15 protein-coding genes are annotated in these 22,270 nt (G+C 66.2%); 9 read left to right on the top strand and 6 right to left on the bottom strand.

Annotated features, from left to right (window positions below; translation table 11 throughout):
* Nucleotides 1-36 precede the first annotated feature (36 nt).
* The 3 genes from folD to EJP69_RS05490 all read right to left on the bottom strand — a co-directional run bounded on the left by folD (nucleotide 37) and on the right by EJP69_RS05490 (nucleotide 4,137).
* Nucleotides 37-888 carry a bifunctional methylenetetrahydrofolate dehydrogenase/methenyltetrahydrofolate cyclohydrolase FolD gene (gene folD, locus EJP69_RS05500; protein ID WP_126468930.1) on the bottom strand — a complete coding sequence of 284 codons (852 nt, stop codon included), beginning with the start codon at nucleotides 886-888 and terminating at the stop codon, nucleotides 37-39.
* 79 nt (nucleotides 889-967) lie between these two features.
* Nucleotides 968-1,600 (bottom strand): response regulator transcription factor, encoded by a 633-nt coding sequence (locus tag EJP69_RS05495; protein WP_012747279.1) that lies wholly within the window; start codon nucleotides 1,598-1,600, stop codon nucleotides 968-970.
* Complete coding sequence (locus tag EJP69_RS05490; protein WP_093201634.1) at nucleotides 1,597-4,137, bottom strand: PAS domain-containing sensor histidine kinase; 2,541 nt, start codon at nucleotides 4,135-4,137, stop codon at nucleotides 1,597-1,599. Before EJP69_RS05490 ends, EJP69_RS05495 begins: the two co-directional genes overlap by 4 nt.
* Before the next feature lie 241 nt (nucleotides 4,138-4,378).
* On the opposite strand from EJP69_RS05490, the gene aceE reads away from it, so the two are divergent.
* Genes aceE through lpdA form a run of 4 tightly spaced genes read left to right on the top strand, consistent with a single transcriptional unit; the run spans nucleotide 4,379 to nucleotide 11,246 of the window.
* Complete coding sequence (gene aceE, locus EJP69_RS05485) at nucleotides 4,379-7,105, top strand: pyruvate dehydrogenase (acetyl-transferring), homodimeric type (RefSeq protein ID WP_093201632.1); 2,727 nt, start codon at nucleotides 4,379-4,381, stop codon at nucleotides 7,103-7,105.
* A gap of 57 nt (nucleotides 7,106-7,162) precedes the next feature.
* Complete coding sequence (gene aceF, locus EJP69_RS05480; RefSeq protein WP_093201629.1) at nucleotides 7,163-8,833, top strand: dihydrolipoyllysine-residue acetyltransferase; 1,671 nt, start codon at nucleotides 7,163-7,165, stop codon at nucleotides 8,831-8,833.
* Nucleotides 8,830-9,423 (top strand): Ntn hydrolase family protein, encoded by a 594-nt coding sequence (locus EJP69_RS05475; protein ID WP_093201627.1) that lies wholly within the window; start codon nucleotides 8,830-8,832, stop codon nucleotides 9,421-9,423. Before aceF ends, EJP69_RS05475 begins: the two co-directional genes overlap by 4 nt.
* Nucleotides 9,420-11,246 (top strand): dihydrolipoyl dehydrogenase, encoded by a 1,827-nt coding sequence (gene lpdA / locus EJP69_RS05470; protein WP_093201624.1) that lies wholly within the window; start codon nucleotides 9,420-9,422, stop codon nucleotides 11,244-11,246. Before EJP69_RS05475 ends, lpdA begins: the two co-directional genes overlap by 4 nt.
* A gap of 116 nt (nucleotides 11,247-11,362) precedes the next feature.
* Here lpdA and EJP69_RS05465 read toward each other — a convergent pair whose 3' ends face one another.
* The gene (locus tag EJP69_RS05465) at nucleotides 11,363-11,938 is read right to left on the bottom strand and encodes a C40 family peptidase (RefSeq protein ID WP_093201621.1); all 576 of its coding nucleotides are present in this window, start codon (nucleotides 11,936-11,938) and stop codon (nucleotides 11,363-11,365) included.
* 241 nt (nucleotides 11,939-12,179) lie between these two features.
* On the opposite strand from EJP69_RS05465, the gene EJP69_RS05460 reads away from it, so the two are divergent.
* Nucleotides 12,180-13,310, top strand: a complete 1,131-nt coding sequence (locus EJP69_RS05460; RefSeq protein ID WP_126468929.1) for a PQQ-dependent sugar dehydrogenase — start codon at nucleotides 12,180-12,182, stop codon at nucleotides 13,308-13,310.
* Nucleotides 13,311-13,325: 15 nt separating this feature from the next.
* On the opposite strand, the gene EJP69_RS05455 is transcribed toward EJP69_RS05460, so the two are convergent.
* The gene (locus tag EJP69_RS05455; RefSeq protein ID WP_126468928.1) at nucleotides 13,326-14,123 is read right to left on the bottom strand and encodes an alpha/beta fold hydrolase; all 798 of its coding nucleotides are present in this window, start codon (nucleotides 14,121-14,123) and stop codon (nucleotides 13,326-13,328) included.
* 10 nt (nucleotides 14,124-14,133) lie between these two features.
* Nucleotides 14,134-15,756: a 4-hydroxyphenylacetate 3-hydroxylase family protein gene (locus tag EJP69_RS05450; RefSeq protein ID WP_126468927.1), complete on the bottom strand. Its 1,623-nt coding sequence runs from the start codon at nucleotides 15,754-15,756 to the stop codon at nucleotides 14,134-14,136.
* Between the two features lie 107 nt (nucleotides 15,757-15,863).
* On the opposite strand from EJP69_RS05450, the gene EJP69_RS05445 reads away from it, so the two are divergent.
* From EJP69_RS05445 to EJP69_RS05430, 4 genes are all read left to right on the top strand, one after another.
* The gene (locus EJP69_RS05445; RefSeq protein WP_093201611.1) at nucleotides 15,864-16,535 is read left to right on the top strand and encodes a TetR/AcrR family transcriptional regulator; all 672 of its coding nucleotides are present in this window, start codon (nucleotides 15,864-15,866) and stop codon (nucleotides 16,533-16,535) included.
* A gap of 12 nt (nucleotides 16,536-16,547) precedes the next feature.
* Nucleotides 16,548-17,150 carry an isochorismatase family protein gene (locus tag EJP69_RS05440; RefSeq protein ID WP_093304894.1) on the top strand — a complete coding sequence of 201 codons (603 nt, stop codon included), beginning with the start codon at nucleotides 16,548-16,550 and terminating at the stop codon, nucleotides 17,148-17,150.
* Nucleotides 17,151-17,221: 71 nt separating this feature from the next.
* The gene (locus tag EJP69_RS05435) at nucleotides 17,222-19,189 is read left to right on the top strand and encodes a propionate--CoA ligase (RefSeq protein WP_276318370.1); all 1,968 of its coding nucleotides are present in this window, start codon (nucleotides 17,222-17,224) and stop codon (nucleotides 19,187-19,189) included.
* Between the two features lie 191 nt (nucleotides 19,190-19,380).
* Nucleotides 19,381-22,257, top strand: coding sequence for a 2-oxoglutarate dehydrogenase E1 component (locus EJP69_RS05430; RefSeq protein WP_093201603.1), 2,877 nt, complete (start codon nucleotides 19,381-19,383; stop codon nucleotides 22,255-22,257).
* The last annotated feature ends 13 nt before the right edge of the window (nucleotides 22,258-22,270 follow it).

The following is a 22,270-nucleotide window of genomic DNA, read 5'->3' as shown; positions in this document are numbered from 1 at the left end:
GCGGCTGCAGGCAGCGGGCAAGCGACAGGCTGATTCTTATCTTGCGGCGCGCTCTGCGGCTTCAAGGGTGTTGACCAGCAGCATGGCGCGCGTCATGGGCCCCACGCCGCCGGGCACGGGCGTGATCCATCCGGCCACTTCCTTGACGCCGTCGAAGTCGACGTCGCCGGCGAGCTTGCCGTCGGTCTTGCGGTTCATGCCCACGTCGATGACGACCGCGCCGGGCTTCACCATGTCGGCAGTGAGAAGGTCGAGCTTGCCCACCGCCGCGACGATCACGTCGGCCTGGCGCGTGATGGCGCCGAGGTCTTTCGTCGCGCTGTGGCAGATGGTCACGGTCGCGCTCTTGGCGAGCAGCATCATGGCCATCGGCTTGCCGACGATGTTGCTGCGGCCGATGACCACGGCGTGCTTGCCGCGCAGGTCGTAGCCGATGGATTCGAGCATCTTCATGCAGCCGTGCGGCGTGCAGGGCCAGAAGCCGGGCGCACCGGTCATCAGCGCGCCCGCGCTGGCGACGTGGAAGCCGTCGACGTCCTTGGCCGGCGAGATCGTCTCGATGACCTTCTGGCTGTCCATGTGCTTGGGCAGGGGCAGCTGCACCAGGATGCCGTGCACCTTCGGGTCATCGTTGAGCGTGCGGATGCGGGCCAGCAGGTCGGCCTCGCTCATGTCGGCGGGGTAGGTCTCGAGCGTGGCGTCGAGGCCGGTCTGGGCGCTGTCGTTGACCTTGTGCCTGGTATAGACCTGGCTGGCCGGGTCTTCGCCCACGAGGATGATGGAAAGGGCCGGGTTCACGCCACGGGCCTTGAGTGCGGCGGTGCGGCCGGACACCTCGGCGCGGATGGTTTTGGCGAGGGCGTTGCCGTCGATCAGTTGGGCGGTCATCGGTTTCGATTTTCCAAGTAAAAACGCCCGCTTGCGCAGGCGTGGGGGTCATTCGTCGCTATCGGGCGGATAGCTGCTTCTAGGCCTTGGCCGCTGGCGCCGCCTGCCCCAGCGCGATCTTGAGCAGATCGGCCACGGTGTTGGCGTTGAGCTTTTCCATGATGTTGGCGCGGTGCGCCTCGACCGTCTTGATGCTGATGCCCAGGTCGTCGGCGATCTGCTTGTTCAGGCGGCCGGCGACGATGCGCTCGAGCACCTGCGCCTCGCGGCCCGTGAGCTTGGACAGCAGCGCGTCGCGGCTGGCCGATTGCTGGTGCTGCGTGAAGGCGCCGCGCGCATGTTCGAGCATGCGCTCGACCAGCGTGACGAGCTCTTCGTCGTTGAAGGGCTTCTGGATGAAATCCATCGCGCCCTTCTTCATGCTGTCGACCGCCATCGGCACGTCGCCGTGGCCGGTGATGACCACGATGGGCAGCGGGGAGCGCCGTTCGATCAGGCGATCCTGCAGCTCCAGGCCGGTCATGCCGGCCATGCGGATGTCGACTATCAAACAGGCGACTTCACGCGGGTCGTATCGGGAGAGAAAGGATTCGGCGGAATCGAAACAGCGGACTCTGTAGTCCTTGCCTTCGAGCAGCCATTGCAGCGAATCGCGTACGGCTTCGTCGTCGTCGACGACATAGACCGTGCCCTTCTTCGGAATCAAACTCATGCAGGTACCTTTGCCTCGTCGCTAGCTACGGAACTGATAGCGTCCAACACCGGAATCCAGAAGGAAAAACGGCATCCGATCACATCCGGGCCATTGTAGATGTTCTCCGCCTGCATCCGGCCGCGATGCGACTCGACGATGGTGCGGCACAAATTGAGCCCGATGCCCATGCCCTCGGGCTTGGTGGAGAAGAAGGCCTCGTAGAGCCGGTCCATCACCTCGGGCGCCAGGCCCTTGCCGGTGTCCTGCACCGAGAACTCGATGGCGTTGTGGCCCTCGATCACCTTGGGCAGCACGCGCAGCTCGACGCTGCGGCGCGCCAGCGGACGGTCGGCGAGGTCGATGGATTCGGCCGCGTTCTTCAGCAGGTTGACCATCACCTGCTCGATGAGGATGGGGTCGACCCGCACCACCGGCAGCCGCGCGGCCACGTAGTGGTTCAGGCGCACGTTGCGCCGGCGAAGCTCGATGCCGGCGAGCTCCACCGCCTCGCTCACCATGGTGGCCACGTCGGCCGGCGTGCGGTTGGGTTCGCTGCGCTTCACGAAGGAGCGGATGCGCTGGATGATCTGGCCCGCGCGCTGGGCCTGCTTCGAGGTCTTCTCGAGCGCGGCGAGCAGGGCGTCGTTGTCGATCGACTGGCCCTTGATGCGCGACATCATCCCGTTGCAGTAGTTGGTGATGGCGGTCAGCGGCTGGTTGAGCTCGTGCGCCACGCTGGAGGCCATCTCGCCCATGGTGATGAGGCGGCTGGCGGCCTGGGCCTTGTCGGCCTGCGCGGCGGCCTGTTCCTCGGCGTCGCGGCGCTGCGTGATGTCGGTGGCGATCACCAGCTGCGCAAGCCGGCCGTCCACCCAGGTCAGGTAGCGCGAGCGCACCTCGAGCCACTTGCCGAGGTGGGGCACGAAGATCTCGTTGTTGGCGGTCTGCGCGGCGGTGAGCGTGTCGATCGGCAGGCCGGCGTACGGGTCCACGTCGTCAAGGCCCTCGTCGTGCGCATTCGAGGCCGGCACGCCCGCCTGCGCGACCATGCCCAGGTGGCCCACGGTGTCGGAGCCGAACCACAGGCGATAAAGCTTGTTGGCGAACAGCAGTTCCTCGCTGCCGATGGGAGCCACCGACACCGCCGCGTCGAGCGCCTCCAGCACCGTGGTGAAGCGCTCGTAGGAGGCCGAGAGCTGCTCGCGGATGCGCGTGGGCTCGGTGATGTCGGTCATCGACGTCATCCAGCCGGTCTGGTGGCCGCGCGCGTCGATCAGCGGAGACACGTAGAGGCGGGCGTTGAACACGCTGCCGTTCTTGCGCTTCACCCGCACCTGGAAGCCGCCGGGCAGGGCGCGGCCGTGCAGTTCTTCCTCGAGCCGCTCGTTCATCACCTCGCGGTCGGATTCGAGCCAGTAGGGGAAAGGCGGCGACTGGCCGACCAGTTCTTCCTCGCTCCAGCCCGTCATCGCGCAGAAGGCGGCGTTGACGTAGGTGATGCGGCCCTGCAGGTCGAGCACGCGCATGCCGGTGAGCATGGAGTTCTCCATCGCCCGACGGAAGTTGGTCTCGGCCACCAGCCGCTGCTGCGCCTGCAGCCGGCGACGCGTGTGGCGCCAGGTGCCGATCAGCATCCAGCTGGTGAGCACGCTGAGCGCGCACACCAGCCAGAAGAGCCCGTTGCCGACCACGCCCTGGGAGGTGCGGTAGGCCTGCGCCCGCAGCACCAGCGCATTGCCGACCGGGGACACTGGCACTTCGTATTCGTTCGTGCGCTCGCTCCAGGGCAGCAGGCGCGTGCCGCTTTCCTTCAGGTTCGTGGTGTTGCCGGCGATCACATGGCCCTTGGCGTCGAGCAGCGACACCGCGTAGCGCGCCTGCACCTCGGAGGGCATGCCGTAGCGCAGCAGCCCGTCGACCGAGAATTCGCCCAGCACCACGCCCGCGAACAGGCCCTGGTCGAAGAGGGGAATGTGCAGCTGCAGCATCGACGCCGGGTCGCCGCCGGCCACGGGCTGCGAATAGACCGGCTGCCGCAGCTCGCGGGCCAGCGCGTAATTGCTCTCGATGTCGCCGGGACGCAGCACGTCGCCGATCAGGTGCTGCTGCGCCGGGTGCACGCTGGGCGCCGCGTAGCCGGCCTTGAAGCGGCGGCGATCGTCGATCCAAGTGATGGTCTGCAGCTCGGGGAACTGGCTTACCAGCGACTCGGCGCGGCTGGTGAACTCGACGGGGTCGATCTCCCGGTTGGAGGCATCGCGCGCGATGCGCATCAGCTGTTCCTGCCGCTCGAGCAGCCGCAGGCGCATACGCTGCTGTGCGTACTCGACGTCGCGGCGCACAGACTCCTGCTCACGCTCGACCTCCTCGGTGCGCAGATACCAGAAGGCGGAAACGATGGCGGCGAGGAACAGCAGCACGGCCGCCATCGGCGCGAGCATGGCGACCGCGTCCTGCAGCACCGGAGTCTGGCGTCGCCACCACCTGCGCCACCAGGACAGCGGCGAGGCGTTAACGGCACTGCGGGCAACCGCCAGCGGAGAGGAGAGAGGCATGCGCGGATTCTAGGCTCGCCCCCTCGGCTTGCCACGCCTGGCGCGGGTATCCGCCATGACGGATGCGGCCTGGCAAGACAGGTTTTGCGGCGGGCTTTGCAGGCTCATGTTGTTTTTAAAATTTCATATCAAGAAATCAATGAGCACTATTTGAAATTGCGATGTTTCTATGCGAAACTCCGCCGCGTTCGCCATACGGCGCACTTAAATTACAGCCACTGCCCTAAAAGGAGAGACAAGCATGTCGGCAAATCCCGAGAACCTGTTCGGCTCGGCCGCAAACGATGCGGACGCCCAGGAGACCCGTGAATGGATGGATGCACTGTCCTCCGTCATCCAGAGCGAGGGTCCGGAGCGGGCCCACTTCCTTCTCGAGCAGTTGCTCGAACATGCGCGGCAGAACACGGTCGACATGCCGTTCTCGGCCAACACCGGCTACGTCAACACCATCGAGCCCTCGCAGGAGGCTCGCAGCCCCGGCAACCTCGAGATCGAACAGCGCCTGCGCGCCTACATGCGCTGGAACGCGATGGCCATGGTGGTCAAGGCCAACCGCCACCATCCGCCCGAGGGCGGCGACCTGGGCGGCCACATCGGCTCCTTCGCCTCGCTGGCCAGCATGTTCGGCGCCGGCTTCAACCACTTCTGGCACGCCGAGAGCGAGAACCACGGCGGCGATCTGCTCTACATCCAGGGCCACGTCTCTCCCGGCATCTACGCCCGCGCCTACCTCGAAGGCCGTCTCTCCGAAGAGCAACTGCTCAACTTCCGCCAGGAGGTAGACGGCAAGGGCCTCTCCAGCTACCCGCACCCCAAGCTGATGCCCGAGTTCTGGCAGTTCCCCACGGTGTCGATGGGCCTTGGCCCGCTGATGGCGATCTACCAGGCGCGCTTCCTCAAGTACCTGCACGCACGCGGCATCGCCAACACCGAGAACCGCAAGGTCTGGGTGTTCTGCGGCGACGGTGAAATGGACGAAGTCGAATCGCTGGGCGCCATCGGCCTGGCGGCACGCGAGAACCTCGACAACCTGATCTTCGTCATCAACTGCAACCTGCAGCGCCTGGACGGCCCGGTGCGCGGCAACGGCAAGATCATCCAGGAGCTCGAAGGCGAGTTCCGCGGCGCCAACTGGAACGTCGTCAAGCTGATCTGGGGCAAGGGCTGGGACGCCCTGCTCGAGAAGGATCATGACGGCGCGCTGCGCAAGATCATGATGGAGTGCAACGACGGCGACTACCAGTCCTTCAAGGCCAACGACGGCGCCTACGTCCGCAAGAACTTCTTCGGCCGCGATCCGCGCACGCTGAAGATGGTCGAGCACATGACCGACGACGAGGTCTGGAACCTCCAGCGCGGCGGCCATGACTCGCAGAAGGTGTACGCCGCCTTCCACTCGGCCCAGAACCACAAGGGCCAGCCGACCGTCCTGCTCGTGAAGACCGTCAAGGGCTTCGGCATGGGCAAGATCGGCGAGGGCAAGAACACGGTCCACCAGACCAAGAAGCTCGGCGACGAGGACATCAAGGCCTTCCGCGACCGCTTCAACATTCCGATTCCCGACAGCCAGATCGCCGAGCTGCCGTTCTACAAGCCGGCCGACGACACGCCGGAAATGCGTTACCTGCACGAGCGCCGCAAGGCGCTGGGCGGCTACCTGCCGCACCGCCGCGTCAAGGCCGACGAGAGCTTCACGGTGCCGTCGCTCGACACCTTCAAGGCGGTGATGGAGCCCACGGCCGAAGGCCGCGAGATCTCGACCACGCAGGCTTATGTGCGCTTCCTCACGCAACTGCTGCGCGACAAGGCGCTGGGCCCGCGCGTGGTGCCGATCCTCGTGGACGAGGCGCGCACCTTCGGCATGGAAGGCCTGTTCCGCCAGATCGGCATCTACAACCCGCACGGTCAGCAGTACACCCCGGTCGACAAGGACCAGGTCATGTACTACAAGGAAGACAAGTCCGGCCAGATCCTGCAGGAAGGCATCAACGAAGCCGGCGGCATGTCGAGCTGGATCGCGGCGGCCACGTCGTACAGCACGAACAACCGAATCATGGTGCCGTTCTACGTGTACTACTCGATGTTCGGCTTCCAGCGCATCGGCGACCTGGCATGGGCTGCCGGCGACATGCAGGCGCGCGGCTTCCTGCTGGGCGGCACCTCGGGCCGCACCACGCTGAACGGCGAAGGCCTGCAGCACGAAGATGGCCACAGCCACATCCTGGCCAACACCATCCCGAACTGCGTGAGCTACGACCCGACCTTCGCGCATGAAGTCGGCGTGATCCTGCACCACGGCCTGAAGCGCATGGTCGAGAAGCAGGACAACGTCTACTACTACCTGACGCTGCTCAACGAGAACTACGCGATGCCCGGCCTCCAGCCCGGCACCGAAGAGCAGATCATCAAGGGCATGTACCTGTCGAAGCAGGGCCCTGCGATCAAGGCCGCCAAGGGCAAGGAAGCGCCGACCGTGCAACTGCTGGGCAGCGGCACCATCCTGCGCGAAAGCTTTGCCGCACAGGAGCTGCTCGAGCAGGACTGGGGCGTGTCGGCTTCCGTGTGGAGCTGCCCGAGCTTCAACGAGCTCACCCGCGACGGCCAGGACGCCGACCGCTGGAACCTGCTGCACCCCGACCAGACGCCGCGCGTGCCCTTCGTGGCCGAGCAGCTCGCCGCCTCGACCGGCCCGGTGGTCGCCTCGACCGACTACATGAAGGCCTACGCCGAGCAGATCCGCCCCTTCGTGCCGAAGGGCCGCAACTACAAGGTGCTGGGCACCGACGGCTTCGGCCGCAGCGACTTCCGCAGCAAGCTGCGCGAGCACTTCGAGGTCAACCGCCACTACATCGTGGTGGCTGCGCTCAAGGCCCTGAGCGAAGACGGCATCGTGCCGGTTGCCAAGGTGGTGGAAGCGATCAAGAAGTACGGCATCAATGTCGACAAGGTCAACCCGCTCTACGCCTGATCCCCAATCAACAACCAATCAACGAACGAACGGCGCCTGACGGCGGGAGACAACGATATGGCAGCAGTGGAAGTGAAGGTGCCGGACATCGGCGATTTCGATGAAGTCGCGGTGATCGAGGTGCTCGTGAAGGTGGGCGACACGGTCAAGGCCGAGCAGTCGCTCATCACGGTGGAGTCGGACAAGGCCTCGATGGAAATTCCGTCGTCGACCGCCGGCGTGGTCAAGGAACTGAAGGTCGAGGTCGGCAGCAAGGTGAAAGAGGGCTCGGTGGTGCTCGTGCTCGAGGCCGAAGGAGCGGGTGCCGCAGCACCGGCTCCTGCGCCTGCCGCGGCCCCGGCTGCCGCAGCGCCTGCACCGGCCGCGGCAACGCCCGCGCCGGCTCCTGCCGCCGCACCCGCGGCTTCCGGCCCGGTCGAGGTCAAGGTGCCCGACATCGGCGACTTCAAGGACGTCGCGGTCATCGAAGTGCTCGTGAAGGTGGGCGACTCGATCAAGACCGAGCAGTCGCTCATCACGGTCGAGTCGGACAAGGCCTCGATGGAAATCCCGTCGTCGGCTGCCGGCGTGCTCAAGGAACTCAAGGTCAAGGTGGGCGACACGGTCAACATCGGTGACCTGATCGCCGTGCTCGAAGGCGCCGCCGGTGCGGCTGCTCCGGCACCTGCCCAGGCTGCAGCAGCCGCTGCCGCTCCGGCAGCCGCCACGGCAAGCGCTCCTGCTCCGGCTGCCGCGGCGCCTGCACCCGCCGCAGCGGCTCCCGCCCACAACCCGACGGTCGCTCCCACCGGCAGCCTGCCGCACGCCTCGCCTTCGGTGCGCAAGTTCGCGCGCGAACTCGGCGTGCCGCTCGAGGAGGTCAAGGGCTCCGGTCCCAAGGGTCGCATCACGCAGGAAGACATCCAGAGCTTCACCAAGGCCGTGATGAGTGGCCAGGCCAGCACCAAGGCCTCGGCGGCCAAGGCGCCGGCTGGCGGCGGTGCCGACGGTGCGGCGCTGGGCCTCATCCCGTGGCCCAAGGTCGACTTCACCAAGTTCGGCACGGTCGAGCGCAAGGACCTGTCGCGCATCAAGAAGCTCAGCGGCGCGAACCTGCACCGCAACTGGGTGATGATCCCGCACGTCACCAACAACGACGAAGCGGACATCACCGAACTCGAAGCCTTCCGCGTCTCCACCAACAAGGAGAACGAGAAGTCGGGCGTCAAGGTGACGATGCTGGCCTTCGTCATCAAGGCGGTGGTCGCGGCGCTGAAGAAATTCCCCGAGTTCAACACCAGCCTGGACGGCGACCAGCTCGTCTACAAGCAGTACTACCACATCGGCTTCGCGGCCGACACGCCCAACGGCCTCGTGGTGCCGGTGCTGAAGGATGCCGACAAGAAGGGCATCCTGCAGATCAGCGCCGAGATGGGCGAGCTCGCCAAGAAGGCGCGCGACGGCAAGCTCGGCTCGGCAGACATGCAGGGCGGCTGCTTCTCGATCAGCTCGCTCGGCGGCATCGGCGGCACGCATTTCACGCCGATCATCAATGCGCCCGAAGTGGCCATCCTCGGCCTCTCCAAGGGTCAGATGAAGCCGGTGTGGGACGGCAAGCAATTCGTGCCGCGCCTCACGCTGCCGCTGTCGCTGTCGTACGACCACCGCGTGATCGACGGCGCCCTGGCTGCGCGTTTCAACGCCTACCTGGGGCAAGTGCTCGCGGACTATCGCCGTATCCTGCTATGACCACCGTAGTGGCCGTCCGCAAGGGTGGCCAGGTCACGATGGCAGCCGATTCTCTGGTGACCTTCGGCGACACGCGGCTCTCGCACCGCGCCGAGGCGAACCAGAAGATCTTCACCGTCGAGGACGCGGCGGGACAGAGCCTGTTCGCCGTGGCCGGCGCCGCTGCGCACTTCCTGGTGCTGCAGCACGCGCTGGCCGCGCAGCCGCGCGAGCAGCTGATGTTCGGCAGCAAGCACGAGATCTTCCGCACCTTCACGATGCTGCATCCGGTGCTGAAGGACTCGTTCTTCATGCAGACCAAGGAAGACGAGCACGAGCCCTACGAGTCGAGCCAGTTCACGATGCTGATGGCCAACCAGAGCGGCATCTACGGCATCTACAGCTACCGCGAGGTGTTCGAGTTCAAGGAGTTCTGGGCCATCGGCTCGGGACGCAGCTTTGCGCTCGGCGCCATGCACGCGGCCTATGACATCAAGTCGCGCACCTCGCGCGACGTGGCGGAGGCGGGCATCGCCGCCGCCTGCGAATTCGATCGCAATTCGGCCCCACCGGTCGACGTTCTCACACTCAAACTGAAAGTGTCCAAATGAGCGAACAACAAATCAAGGTGCCCGACATCGGCGACTTCGACGAAGTCGCGGTCATCGAGGTGCTGGTCAATGTCGGAGACACGGTCAAGGCCGAGCAGTCGCTGATCACGGTCGAATCGGACAAGGCCTCGATGGAGATCCCGTCGTCCGCCGCCGGCGTGGTGAAGGCGCTCGCGGTGAAGGTGGGCGACAAGGTCAAGGAAGGCTCGGTGGTGCTGACGCTGGAAGTCGACGGTGCCGCGGCCCCCGCGCCCGCAGCGGCGGCGCCCGCCCCGGCGGCAGCGGCTCCTGCACCGAAGGCGGCTGCTCCCGCGCCGGCCCCCGCTGCACCGGCCGTGGCCGTGTCCAGCTACGGCGGCAAGGTCGATGTCGAGTGCGACGTGATCGTGCTCGGCGCCGGCCCCGGCGGCTACTCGGCGGCCTTCCGCGCCGCAGACCTCGGCCTGAAGGTCGTGCTGATCGAGCGCTACGCCACCCTCGGCGGCGTGTGCCTGAACGTGGGCTGCATCCCTTCGAAGGCGCTGCTGCACGTGGCCTCCGTCATGGACGAGGTCAAGCACTTCGCCGATCTCGGCGTGAGCTTCGCCGCCCCGACGGTCGATCGCGCCAAGCTGCTCGGCCACAAGAACAAGGTGGTGGGCAAGCTCACCAGCGGCCTCACGGCCATGGCCAAGATGCGCAAGGTGACGGTGCTGCGCGGCGTCGGCAACTTCATCGACCCGTATCACATCGAGGTCGAGGAAACCTCCGGCACCAGCTGGGACACCACTGGCAGCAAGCAGACCGTGAAGTTCCGCAGTGCCATCATCGCGGCCGGCTCGCAGGCCGTGAGCCTGCCCTTCATGCCGAAGGATCCGCGCGTGGTCGACTCGACCGGCGCGCTCGAGATGGGTACCGACCCCAAGCGCATGCTGATCCTGGGCGGCGGCATCATCGGCCTCGAGATGGGCACTGTGTACTCCACGCTGGGCGCGCGCCTGGACGTGGTCGAAATGCTCGACGGCCTGATGCAAGGCGCGGACCGCGACCTCGTGAAGGTCTGGCAGAAGATGAACGCGCCGCGCTTCGACAACATCATGCTCAAGACCAAGACGGTCGGCGCCGAAGCCACGAAGGAAGGTATCAAGGTCACTTTCGAGGGCGAGAACGCGCCGAAGGAGCCGCAGGTGTACGACCTGGTGCTGCAGGCCGTGGGCCGCAGCCCTAACGGCAAGAAGATCGGCGCCGAGAAGGCCGGCGTGACGGTGAGCGACCGCGGCTTCATTCCGGTCGACATCCAGATGCGCACCAACGTGCCGCACATCTTCGCCATCGGCGACATCGTGGGCCAGCCCATGCTGGCGCACAAGGCGGTGCACGAGGCGCACGTGGCGGCCGAAGTCATTGCCGGCGAGCTGAAGGGCGACAAGGAGCTGTCGAGCGCGGCCTTCAACGCCCGCGTGATCCCGAGCGTGGCCTACACCGACCCCGAAGTGGCGTGGGTCGGCCTGACCGAGGATCAGGCGAAGGCCGAGGGCATCAAGGTCAAGAAGGGGCACTTCCCGTGGACCGCTTCGGGCCGCGCCATCGCCAACGGCCGCGACGAAGGCTTCACCAAGCTGCTGTTCGACGCGGAGACGCACCGCATCCTGGGCGGCGGCATCGTCGGCACGCATGCCGGCGACATGCTGGGCGAGATCGCGCTGGCGATCGAGATGGGCGCGGACGAGATCGACATCGGCAAGACCATCCATCCGCACCCGACGCTGGGCGAGAGCATCGGCATGGCGGCGGAAGTGGCTCACGGCACCTGCACGGACCTGCCGCCGCAGAAGAAGAGCTGACGGAAAAGAGCTGAAGGCGCCGGTCGACCGATCGGACGCCCATAAAAAAATCCCGCCTCGGCGGGATTTTTTTCGTCCTTGATCGGGGGATCAGGAGATCGGGAAGAGGGCGGGGCTCAGTTGCCGGTATTGGCGACAGCCGCGGCCTTCACCTCGTCCGCCGGTCCGCCGACCACGCGGCGGGCACCGTCGAAGCGGCGCTGCCAGTAGCTGCCGTTCATGTCTTCCACGCGAACCTGGGCGCCGGAGCGGGGCGAGTGGATGAACTTGCCTTCGCCGACGTAGATGCCGACATGGCTGAAGGCGCGGCGCATGGTGTTGAAGAACACGAGGTCGCCGGGCTTGAGCTGGTCGCGGTCGATCTTCTCGGTGGCGGCTGCCTGCTCTTCGGCGCGGCGGGGGAGCATGTGGCCGACCGTCTGGTTGTACATGGCGCGGACGAAGCCGCTGCAGTCGAAACCCGATTCGGCGGTGTTGCCGCCACGACGGTAAGGAACGCCGAGGAATCCGATGGCGGTCACCACCAGGTCGGAGGTGCGTTCGGTGACGGTTTGACGAACCTGCTTGAGTTGTCCGATCAGACCTTTGTCGGCAAGCATTCGTGCCAGCTCGTCATCGGTCTTTTCCTGTTGGGGGGCTGCATGGACTGCAACGGCAAAGAGGAGGGACGCGGGTAGGACGAAAAAACGCATGGCGCGTAGGATATTGATGACGTGCGGTTATGTCAATTTAAAAAGAATTAGCGAATCCCTCTGTAAGTCATTGATTTACATGGGGAATTTCGATCCAGCCAAAGAAAAAATGTAACGACGAACGTTTATGCTCCATAAACGGTTGACCGCGAAAAGGCCTTCGCGAGTCGGGAGAACCAAAGGTTGTGCTGGATTCGGTCGTTATTTATCGACAAGATCACTGCAACTTCACGGAAAAGTCATGAACTTGCAGTGCTCCCCGTCTTTGACTTCTTTTCGCCGCTGGACATTTGTCACGGTAATCGGTTTCTGCGCGGCCGCCGCGGCCCAGACCAGGCCCGAGACGGTGGCCGCGGGTCTCGAAAATCCGTGGGGCGTCGCCTTCCTGCCTGGCGGCCGTTTCGTGGTGACGGAGCGGCCCGGCCGCCTCCGGCTGGTCGGCGCCGACGGCAAGATCGGTGCTCCCATCGCCGGCATGCCTCCCATTGCGGCAGGCGGCCAGGGCGGCCTGCTCGACGTGCTGGCCGACTCCGGCTTCGAGAAGAACCGCACGCTGTATTTCTGCTTCTCCGAGCCCGATGCCGCCGGCTCCGCCAACAGCACGGCGCTGGCCCGCGCCAACCTGTCGGCCGACGGCACGAGGCTGGAGGAGTTGAAGATCATCTTCAGCCAGCAGCCCAAGGTGACCAGCCGCAATCACTTCGGCTGCCGCATCGTCGAGGCGCGTGACGCCACGCTGTTCCTCACGCTCGGCGACCGCTTCAGCCGCAAGGAAGACGCGCAGAAGCTCGACAACCATCTGGGCAAGATCGTGCGTATCGGCAAGGACGGCTCGGTGCCCAAGGACAACCCCTTCGTCGGCAAGGCGGGCGCGCTGCCCGAAATCTGGAGCTACGGCCACCGCAACGGGCAGGGCGCCACGCTCGCGCCCGACGGCCGCCTCTGGATGACCGAGCACGGCCCGCAGGGCGGCGACGAGATCAACATTCCATTGGCGGGCCGCAACTACGGCTGGCCCGTCATCACCTACGGCGAGAACTATGGCGGCGGCAAGATCGGCGACGGCATCACGGCCAAGGAGGGCATGGAGCAGCCGCTGCACTACTGGGTGCCGTCGATCGCACCCTCCGGCATGGCATTTCTCACCAGCGACCGCTACGGCGCCGCCTGGAAGGGCAACCTGTTCGTCGGCTCGCTCAAATTCGGCTATCTCGACCGCATCGAGCTGAAGGGCGGCAAGGTGGCCGCCGAGCACAAGCTGCTGGCCGAGGGCCGCGCCCGAATCCGCGACGTGAAGCAGGGGCCTGACGGATTGCTTTACGTGCTGACCGACGAAGCCGACGGTAAGCTGCTGCGCCTGAGGCCGAATTGAGCCCCGGTTGCCTGTTCAGCCGGGGCAGCCCGGCAGCGGCAGGGTCGGCAGCATGCGTTGCCAGAGGCGGTTCCACTCTGGCCAGTCGTGCCCGCCTTCGGTCGTGAAGACGCGTTCGGGCGGCAGCACGTTCGCCAGCAGCCGGTTGCTGAAGGCGAAACGGTCGTCCAGGCCGTAACCCAGGTAGAGCGGCGGCCGGGCTCCCGCCGTGTTCGTGAAGCCCGAATAGCCGCGCAGCCATTGCCAGAGCTGGGTTTCATCGGGCGTGCGGGGAGGGCTCGCGGCCGGGTCGACCAGCGGGCCACGCCACTTGGCGAGGCCGCCGGCATTGGCGATGTCGGCGCTGAGCGCGCGCTCGCCGAGGTAGGGCGCCAGCGTCACCAGTCCCGCTAGTTCGCCGGGGTGGGTCTGCGCATAGAGCATTCCGCCGAAGCCGCCGAGCGAGATACCGACGAACCAGATGTGGCGATAACCCTGGCTGCGTGCCGGCACCATCACGTCGGCGCTCAGGCGGTCGAGGACGGACTTGTCGTTGAAGTAGCCGAGGTGGGAGTCGACCAGCATCACGTCGGCCGCGATTCGGTTCTCGCGGACCGCGCGGACGAAGCCTTCGTGCTCGAATTCGTCGGGCGTCGAGTACGCGCCGGGGAGCATCACCAGCAGCGTGTCGACGTTGCCGCGCGGGCAGCTGCTTTTCTCGAGCGAGGTCGCCATCGGCACCGTGGTCTTGCGCACGCCGCCGCATGCCATGACGAGCAGCGCGGTGCCCAGGCCCACCGCTGCGAGCCGCAACCGTTTCGAGAAGAGCTTCATCCGCCGGAGTCTAGGCGCGCCGCGAGGCCGGTAGTTCGACCATGACGGCCTGGCCCGGCGTGGTGCAGCCCGTGTCGCAGCATCTGCCGGGCTGGCGGTTGCGGGTGATGGCGCGCTCCGGGTCGTGAGGCGCGGCCGAGGGCGAGCCGTCGGCCGCGATGCCTCGTTCGAGGATGCGCTCGACCAGCTCGACCTTGGAGCCCACCGGGTAGTTGCGCCAGATTTCCTGCTTCATCGCCGCGGGCGAGCCGCCGCCGTGCAGGCTGATCACGCTGTACCAGCCGCCCTGGTAGCCGGCCGTCAGGTCTTCGATGAAGCGGGCCGTCTCGATGCGCTGCTCGTAGGGAATGGCGGGGTTGGCGCGCAGCACGTCCGAGAGGCGGGCGGCGGTCTCGGGGTTGTGGTCTTCGTCGGGGCCGGGCAGGGTGACGATCAGGCCTCCGCTCACGTAGTGAGCGATCCGGTGCATGTCGTAGATCTTCGTGGCGAGCAGCAGCTTGCCGATGTTGCTGAACACCGGGTCGGGCATGAAGACCTCGCAGTGCTCGTCGGCCGTGCCGTACACGCTGGCCGCCACGCCGCAGGCGAAGAAGCTCTCGGTGATGGTGATGAGCTCGACCATCTGCTCGCGCAGGTGGCTTTCCTTGCCCGGATCGAAGCCGTTGGCCTCGCACATCAGCGCGCCTGCGCCGATCAGCAGGTCGCCGAAGCCGGCGCGCGCACCGATGCAACTGTGGCGGTGGTGCGTGGCATAGCTGTAGGTCAGGTGGCCGGAGTGTTCCCACTCGCCGGCGTAGAACACGCGCTCCCAGGGCACGAGCACCCTGTCGAACATGCACACGCCGGTGCTCTGGCCGTACTTGCGGCTGAACAGGGCCTCGCCGTGCTCCAGCTTCTCGCCGGGCCGGCCAGCCGGTCGCGCGACGATGGTGAGGCCTGGCGCATCGAGCGGCACGGCGCAGCAGACGGCGAAGTCGGCGTCTTCCCGGCCCATGTTGCGGCAGGGCATGACCAGCAACTCGTGCACGTAGGGCGCCCCGGTCACGATGGCCTTGGTGCCCGAGATGAAGATGCCGCGCGCATTGCGCTCGACCACGTGCAGGTAGCTGTCGACGTTGGCCTGCTCGTGCGGGCGGCGGCTGCGGTCGCCCTTGGCGTCGGTCATGGCGACGCCGAGCGTCAGGTCCTGGTCCTGCACGCGGTGCAGGTATTCGTGGAAGCGCGCCGTGTGCTCGGTGCTGCCGCGGGCGTCGTCGATGCGGGCCGACACCTGGGCGATGGCGTTGAGCGCGTCGTGCGTCAGGTAGCGCTGGGCGCAGCCGGTTTCCTGGCAGACCAGACGTACGGCCTCTAGCTTGTTGAGCAGGTCGCCCGCGCTGGTGTTGATGTGGGAGAGCCGGTTGACCCGCTTGCCGCTGGTGTGCTGCACGGCGGTCATCAGCGGCTCGTATTCCTTCTTCAGGGCGTAGTCGTAGGTGAGGGCGATGGCATTGATGCCGGGCTGGAAGGCGGGTTCGTCGGCCACGCTGTCGACGCGGCGGCCATCGACGAAAACGGTGGGCTCGTAGCGGCGCAGCGATTCGCGGTAGTCGGCGCCGGACATGAGGGAGGTGCTGGGAAGCGGGGCGTTCATCGAGTTTGTCTCCTGGCTGTTCTGCCAAGATTTAAACACCGTTCAATTTTTCGATCAACGATCAAAAAACTGGATCGACGATCAATCCGAGGGCTATAGTCCCGCCCATGCACGCCAAGCTCCAACGCCGACAGGCGCTCACCGATGCCCGCCGTTCGCTCGTGCTCGATGCCGCCCGCGCGGTCTTCCTGGAGGCCGGCATCGAGGGGGCGAGCGTCCGCGAAATCGCCAGGAGGGCGGGCTACACCCCGGGCGCGATCTATTCGTACTTCGAGAGCAAGGAGGCGATCTACGCGGCCCTGCTCGACGAGTCGATCCAGCGGCTGCAGGCTGCGGTGGCCGAGGCCCCGGTGTCGCAGGACGGCCCCGGCCAGGCGCTCGCCGCGAGAGCCCAGGCGTGGTTCGACTTCTACGCCGCGAATCCGCGCGAACTCGACCTGGGCTTCTATCTGGTGCAGGGCATGCGCCCGCGCGGCCTGACCAGCGAGCTCGACCACGAGCTGAACGACCATCTCTACCAGGCCCTGCGTCCCTGCGAGGAGGCGCTGCAGGAGCTGGGGCTCGACGCGGACGCCGCCCTGCGCGAGAACACCGCGCTGTTCGCCCATGGCGTCGGCCTGCTGCTTATGCAGCACACGGGGCGCATCCGCATGTTCAGGCAGTCGGCCGACGCGCTGTTCAAGGCCTATGTGGCGCAACTGGTGCAGCGCGTCGATGGCGGCACGCGTCAACCCGGTCTTTTCGGTGGTACGGTTCAGCCCGATTCAACCGATTCCTGAAAGAAACTGTTCATGCTGCTCGACGTCTCGCAATCCCAACTCGTCCTGGTCGACTACCAGGAGCGCCTGATGCCGGCGATCTTCGAGGGAGAAGCGGTCGCGCAGAACGCCGTGCGGCTCGGCAAGATGGCGAAGCTGCTGCAGGTGCCGGCGTGGGGCACCGAGCACAACCCCTCCAAGCTGGGCCAGAACCTGCCCGACATCCGCGCGCAGTGCCAGCGCACCCTGTCGAAGATGCATTTCAGCGGCGTGGAGGAGGGCCTGGGCGAGTGGCTGCGCGTGCCGGCCAAGGCGCCGCAGGGCAATGCGCGGAGCCTGCCCAAGCATCTGCAGAAGCCGCAGGCGGCCGCAGAGGAGCGCAACAGCATCGTCATCGCCGGCTGCGAAGCCCATGTCTGCCTGCTGCAGACGGCGCTCGACCTGCTGGAAGACGAGTTCGAGGTCTGGGTCGTCACCGACGCCTGTAGCTCGCGCACCGAGCGCAACCGCGATGCCGCCTTCGACCGGCTGGCCGGTGCTGGTGCCGAACTCGTGACGACCGAGATGGTCGGCTTCGAGTGGCTGCGCACGGCGGAGCATCCCGCGTTTCCCGAAGTGCTCTCGCTCATCCGGTAACCGGGGCAGCGGAGGAAAGCCGGGTTGCCCCGGCTGTCAGCTTGCTGCAAGATCGGTCTCCATAATTATGAATTCAGTTTTGGTGCGACAGCCGGAACGGAACGAATAACAGGAGACAAACCGAGATGAGCCGCTATGAAGAGTTCTATCGTCAATCCGTCGACGCGCCCGAGGCCTTCTGGGCCGAGCAGGCGAAGCTGATCGACTGGCAGACGCCCGCCCAGCAGATCCTCGACGCCAGTCAGCCGCCTTTTGCGCGCTGGTTCGTGGGGGGCACGACCAACCTGTGCCACAACGCCGTCGACCGGCACCTGGCGGCGCGGGGCGACCAGCCGGCGCTGATCTTCGTTTCCACCGAAACGGGCGTCGAGAAGAGCTACAGCTTCGCCGAGTTGCACGCCGAGGTGCAGCGCACGGCCGCCAGCCTCGTCGAGCTGGGGGTGGGCAAGGGCGACCGCGTGCTCATCTACATGCCGATGATTCCGGAAGCCGCCTTCGCGATGCTGGCCTGTGCGCGCATCGGCGCCATCCACTGCGTGGTGTTCGGCGGCTTCGCCAGCGGCTCGCTGGCCACGCGCATCGAGGATGCCGAGCCCAAGGTGATCGTGAGCGCCGATGCCGGCTCGCGCGGCAACAAGGTCATCGCATACAAGCCGCTGCTCGACGAGGCGATCCGGCTGTCGAAGCACAAGCCCTCGGCCGTGCTGCTGACCGACCGCGGCCTCGCGCCGATGGACCTGACGCCCGGCCGCGACCATCTGGCAGCCGAGTTGCGCCGAAAGCATCTCGACGCCAGGGTGCCCTGCACCTGGCTCGCCTCCACCGACATCAGCTACACCATCTACACGAGCGGCACCACCGGCAAGCCCAAGGGCGTGCAGCGCGACGTGGGCGGCTACGCGGTCGCGCTGGCTGCGAGCATGAAGCACATCTTCGACGGCCGCCCCGGGGAAACCTACTTCTCCACCAGCGACATCGGCTGGGTGGTAGGCCACAGCTACATCGTCTACGGCCCGCTGATCGCCGGCATGGCGACGATCATGTACGAGGGCCTGCCCACGCAGGGCATCGACCGGGAGCCCGACGGCGGCATCTGGTGGCGCCTCGTCGAGAAATACAAGGTGACGGTGATGTTCAGCGCGCCCACGGCGGTGCGGGTGCTCAAGAAGCAGGACCCGGCGCTGCTGAAGAAGTACGACCTGTCGACTCTGCGCGCCCTGTTCCTGGCCGGCGAGCCGCTGGACGAGCCCACCGCCCGCTGGATCAGCGAGGGCCTGGGCGTGCCGATCATCGACAACTATTGGCAGACCGAGTCGGGCTGGCCGATGATCACCATCGCCAACGGCGTTGAGGCCAAGGCCAGCAAGTTCGGCAGCCCCGGCGTGCCGATGTACGGCTATCGCATCAAGATATTGCACGAGTCGACCGGCGAGGAGCTCACCGGCTCGAACGAGAAGGGCGTGGTCGTGGTCGAGGGGCCGACCCCGCCGGGCTTCATGCAGACGGTGTGGAAGGACGACGCGCGCTTCGTCAACACCTACTGGAAGAGCGTGCCCGGCAAGATGGTCTATTCGACCTTCGACTGGGGCATCCGCGACGAGGACGGCTATTTCTACATCCTCGGGCGCACCGACGACGTGATCAACGTGGCGGGCCACCGCCTCGGTACCCGCGAGATCGAGGAAAGCATCTCGGGGCATCCCAACGTGGCCGAGGTGGCGGTGGTCGGCGTGGCCGACGCGCTGAAAGGGCAGGTCGCGATGGCCTTCGTGGTGCCGAAGGACGGCAAGGCCGTGGCGGACGCCGACGCGGCCCTCAGGCTCGAGGGCGAGATCATGAAAGTGGTGGCCGACCAGCTCGGCGCCCTGGCGCGGCCGGCCCGCGTGCGCTTCGTCTCCGGCCTGCCGAAGACCCGCAGCGGCAAGCTGCTGCGCCGGGCCATCCAGGCCGTCTGCGAGCAGCGCGACCCCGGCGACCTGACCACCATCGACGACCCCGCCACCCTGCAGCAGATCAAACAGTTACTCGCTTCCGCCTGAATGAGCGGCGAATGAGCAACAGGAGGGGTTGCGAAGCCCGGTTGGACCGTCATATGGTTGACGTGGCACAATGCCAAGGTACTCAGGCCCTTCCCCAGCCACAGTCGCATCCGCCAATCGGTTCAGCCGTGTCGCGGAAGGTTTCTTAAACCAGCTAGTGCTTCCCTCAGGGAAGCGAAGGTCAGCGGATCATGAGCGATTCCTCTACGCCCTCGGCGTATACCGCCTATCAAGGCAACACGTACCTCTTCGGCGGCAACGCCCCCTATGTCGAGGAGATGTACGAGAACTACCTCTCCAACCCCGGCAGCGTGCCCGACAACTGGCGTTCGTACTTCGACGCGCTGCAGAACGTCCCCGCCGCCGACGGCACCAACACCCGCGACGTCCCCCACCTGCCGGTCATCAACGCCTTCGCCGAACTGGCGAAGCAGGGCACGACCAAGGTCGTGCAGGCCAGCGGCGCCGACTCCGAACTCGGCCGCAAGCGCACGGCAGTCCAGCAGCTGATCGCCGCCTACCGCAACGTCGGCGCCCGCTGGGCCGACCTCGACCCGCTCAAGCGCGCGGAGCGTCCCTCCATTCCTGAACTCGAGCCCTCGTTCTACGGCTTCGCCGACGCGGACCTCGAGACGGTGTTCAACACCAGCAACACGTTCTTCGGCAAAGACACCATGTCCTTGCGCGACCTGCTGAACGCGCTGCGCGAAACGTACTGCGGCACCATCGGCGCCGAGTACATGTACACCACCGACCAGAACCACAAGCGCTGGTGGCAGCAGAAGCTCGAGAGCGCCCGCACCAATCCCAAGCTGAACGCCGACCAGAAGAAGCGCGTTCTCGACCGCCTGACCGCGGCCGAAGGCCTGGAGCGCTTCCTCCACACCAAGTACGTCGGCCAGAAGCGCTTCTCGCTCGAAGGCGGCGAGAGCTTCATCGTCGCGATGGACGAGCTCATCAACCGCGCCGGCGAGAAGGGCGTGCAGGAAATCGTGATCGGCATGGCCCACCGCGGCCGCCTGAACGTGCTGGTGAACTCGCTGGGCAAGATGCCCGCCGACCTGTTCGCCGAGTTCGACCACACGGCTCCCGAAGAGCTGCCCAGCGGCGACGTGAAGTACCACCAGGGCTTCAGCTCCGACGTCAGCACCCCTGGCGGCCCGGTGCACCTGTCGCTGGCCTTCAACCCCTCCCACCTCGAAATCGTGAACCCGGTCGTCGAAGGTTCGGTGCGCGCGCGCATGGACCGCCGCGGCGACAAGGAAGGCGACTCGGTGCTGCCGGTGCTCGTGCACGGCGACGCGGCCTTCGCCGGCCAGGGCGTGGTCATGGAAACGCTGGCGCTGGCCGAAACCCGCGGCTACTACACCGGCGGCACGGTCCACATCGTCATCAACAACCAGATCGGCTTCACCACCAGCGACCCGCGCGACAGCCGCTCGACGCTGTACTGCACGGACATCGTGAAGATGATCGACGCGCCGGTGCTGCACGTGAACGGCGACGATCCCGAAGCCGTGGTGCTGTGCATGCAGCTCGCGCTGGAGTTCCGCCAGGAATTCAACAAGGACGTGGTCATCGACATCGTCTGCTACCGCAAGCTGGGCCACAACGAGCAGGACACCCCCTCGCTCACCCAGCCGCTGATGTACAAGAAGATCGCCCAGCACCCCGGCACCCGCCGTCTGTACGCCGACAAGCTGGCCGCGCAAGGCATGGGCGACACGCTCGGCGACGACATGGTCAAGGCTTACCGCGCCGCCATGGACGCGGGCAAGCACACCATCGACCCGGTGCTGACCAACTTCAAGAGCAAGTACGCGGTCGACTGGAGCCCCTTCCTCAACAAGAAGTGGACCGACGCCGGCGACACCGCCATCCCCACGACCGAGTGGAAGCGCCTGGCCGAGAAGATCACCACCGTGCCGCAAGGCTTCACCGTGCACCCGCTGGTGAAGAAGGTGCTGGACGACCGCGCGGCCATGGGCCGTGGCGACGTCAACGTCGACTGGGGCATGGGCGAGCACATGGCCTTCGCCTCGCTGGTGGCCAGCGGCTACCCGGTGCGCCTGTCGGGCGAGGACTCGGGCCGCGGCACCTTCACGCACCGTCACGCGGTGCTGCACGACCAGAACCGCGAGAAGTTCGACGAAGGCACCTACGTGCCGCTGCAGAACGTGGCCGACAACCAGGCTCCGTTCGTCGTCATCGACTCCATCCTCTCGGAAGAAGCGGTGCTGGCCTTCGAATACGGCTACGCCTCGAACGACCCCAACACCCTGGTGATCTGGGAAGCGCAGTTCGGCGACTTCGTCAACGGCGCCCAGGTCGTGATCGACCAGTTCATCGCCTCGGGCGAAGTGAAGTGGGGCCGCGTCAACGGCATCACCATGATGCTGCCGCACGGCTACGAAGGCCAGGGCCCCGAGCACAGCTCGGCACGCCTGGAGCGCTTCATGCAGCTGGCCGCCGACGCCAACATGCAGATCGTGCAGCCGACCACGGCCAGCCAGATCTTCCACGTGCTGCGTCGCCAGATGGTGCGCAACCTGCGCAAGCCGCTGATCATCATGACGCCGAAGTCGCTGCTGCGTAACAAGGACGCGACCTCGCCGCTGTCCGAGTTCATCAAGGGCGGCTTCCAGACCGTGATCCCCGACAGCCGCGACCTGAAGGCCGAGAAGGTCAAGCGCCTGATCGCCTGCTCGGGCAAGGTCTACTACGACCTGGCCAAGAAGCGCGAGGAGAAGGAAGCCGACGACGTCGCGATCATCCGCGTCGAGCAGCTCTATCCGTTCCCGCACAAGGCATTCGCCGCCGAGATCAAGAAGTACCCGAATCTCGTCGACGTGGTCTGGTGCCAGGACGAGCCGCAGAACCAGGGCGCCTGGTTCTTCGTGCAGCACTACATCCACGAAAACATGCAAGAAGGCCAGAAGCTCGGCTACTCCGGCCGTGCCGCCTCGGCATCGCCGGCGGTGGGCTACTCGCACCTGCACCAGGAACAGCAGAAGGCGCTCGTCGATGGCGCGTTCGGCAAGCTCAAGGGCTTCGTGCTGACCAAGTAATCCAGTCCTCTTT

Source organism: Variovorax gossypii (genome assembly GCF_003965815.1).
Classification (GTDB): domain Bacteria; phylum Pseudomonadota; class Gammaproteobacteria; order Burkholderiales; family Burkholderiaceae_C; genus Variovorax; species Variovorax gossypii.
Note: the sequence above shows the minus strand (reverse complement) of the source record. Positions and strands in the feature narration are given on the sequence as shown.

Excerpts from the sequence above, each read along its gene's own strand:
- folD (WP_126468930.1), bottom strand. The coding sequence starts at position 888 with ATGACCGCCCAACTGATCGACGGCAACGCCCTCGCCAAAACCATCCGC.
- EJP69_RS05495 (WP_012747279.1), bottom strand. The coding sequence starts at position 1,600 with ATGAGTTTGATTCCGAAGAAGGGCACGGTCTATGTCGTCGACGACGAC.
- EJP69_RS05490 (WP_093201634.1), bottom strand. The coding sequence starts at position 4,137 with ATGCCTCTCTCCTCTCCGCTGGCGGTTGCCCGCAGTGCCGTTAACGCC.
- aceE (WP_093201632.1), top strand. The coding sequence starts at position 4,379 with ATGTCGGCAAATCCCGAGAACCTGTTCGGCTCGGCCGCAAACGATGCG.
- aceF (WP_093201629.1), top strand. The coding sequence starts at position 7,163 with ATGGCAGCAGTGGAAGTGAAGGTGCCGGACATCGGCGATTTCGATGAA.
- EJP69_RS05475 (WP_093201627.1), top strand. The coding sequence starts at position 8,830 with ATGACCACCGTAGTGGCCGTCCGCAAGGGTGGCCAGGTCACGATGGCA.
- lpdA (WP_093201624.1), top strand. The coding sequence starts at position 9,420 with ATGAGCGAACAACAAATCAAGGTGCCCGACATCGGCGACTTCGACGAA.
- EJP69_RS05465 (WP_093201621.1), bottom strand. The coding sequence starts at position 11,938 with ATGCGTTTTTTCGTCCTACCCGCGTCCCTCCTCTTTGCCGTTGCAGTC.
- EJP69_RS05460 (WP_126468929.1), top strand. The coding sequence starts at position 12,180 with ATGAACTTGCAGTGCTCCCCGTCTTTGACTTCTTTTCGCCGCTGGACA.
- EJP69_RS05455 (WP_126468928.1), bottom strand. The coding sequence starts at position 14,123 with ATGAAGCTCTTCTCGAAACGGTTGCGGCTCGCAGCGGTGGGCCTGGGC.
- EJP69_RS05450 (WP_126468927.1), bottom strand. The coding sequence starts at position 15,756 with ATGAACGCCCCGCTTCCCAGCACCTCCCTCATGTCCGGCGCCGACTAC.
- EJP69_RS05445 (WP_093201611.1), top strand. The coding sequence starts at position 15,864 with ATGCACGCCAAGCTCCAACGCCGACAGGCGCTCACCGATGCCCGCCGT.
- EJP69_RS05440 (WP_093304894.1), top strand. The coding sequence starts at position 16,548 with ATGCTGCTCGACGTCTCGCAATCCCAACTCGTCCTGGTCGACTACCAG.
- EJP69_RS05430 (WP_093201603.1), top strand. The coding sequence starts at position 19,381 with ATGAGCGATTCCTCTACGCCCTCGGCGTATACCGCCTATCAAGGCAAC.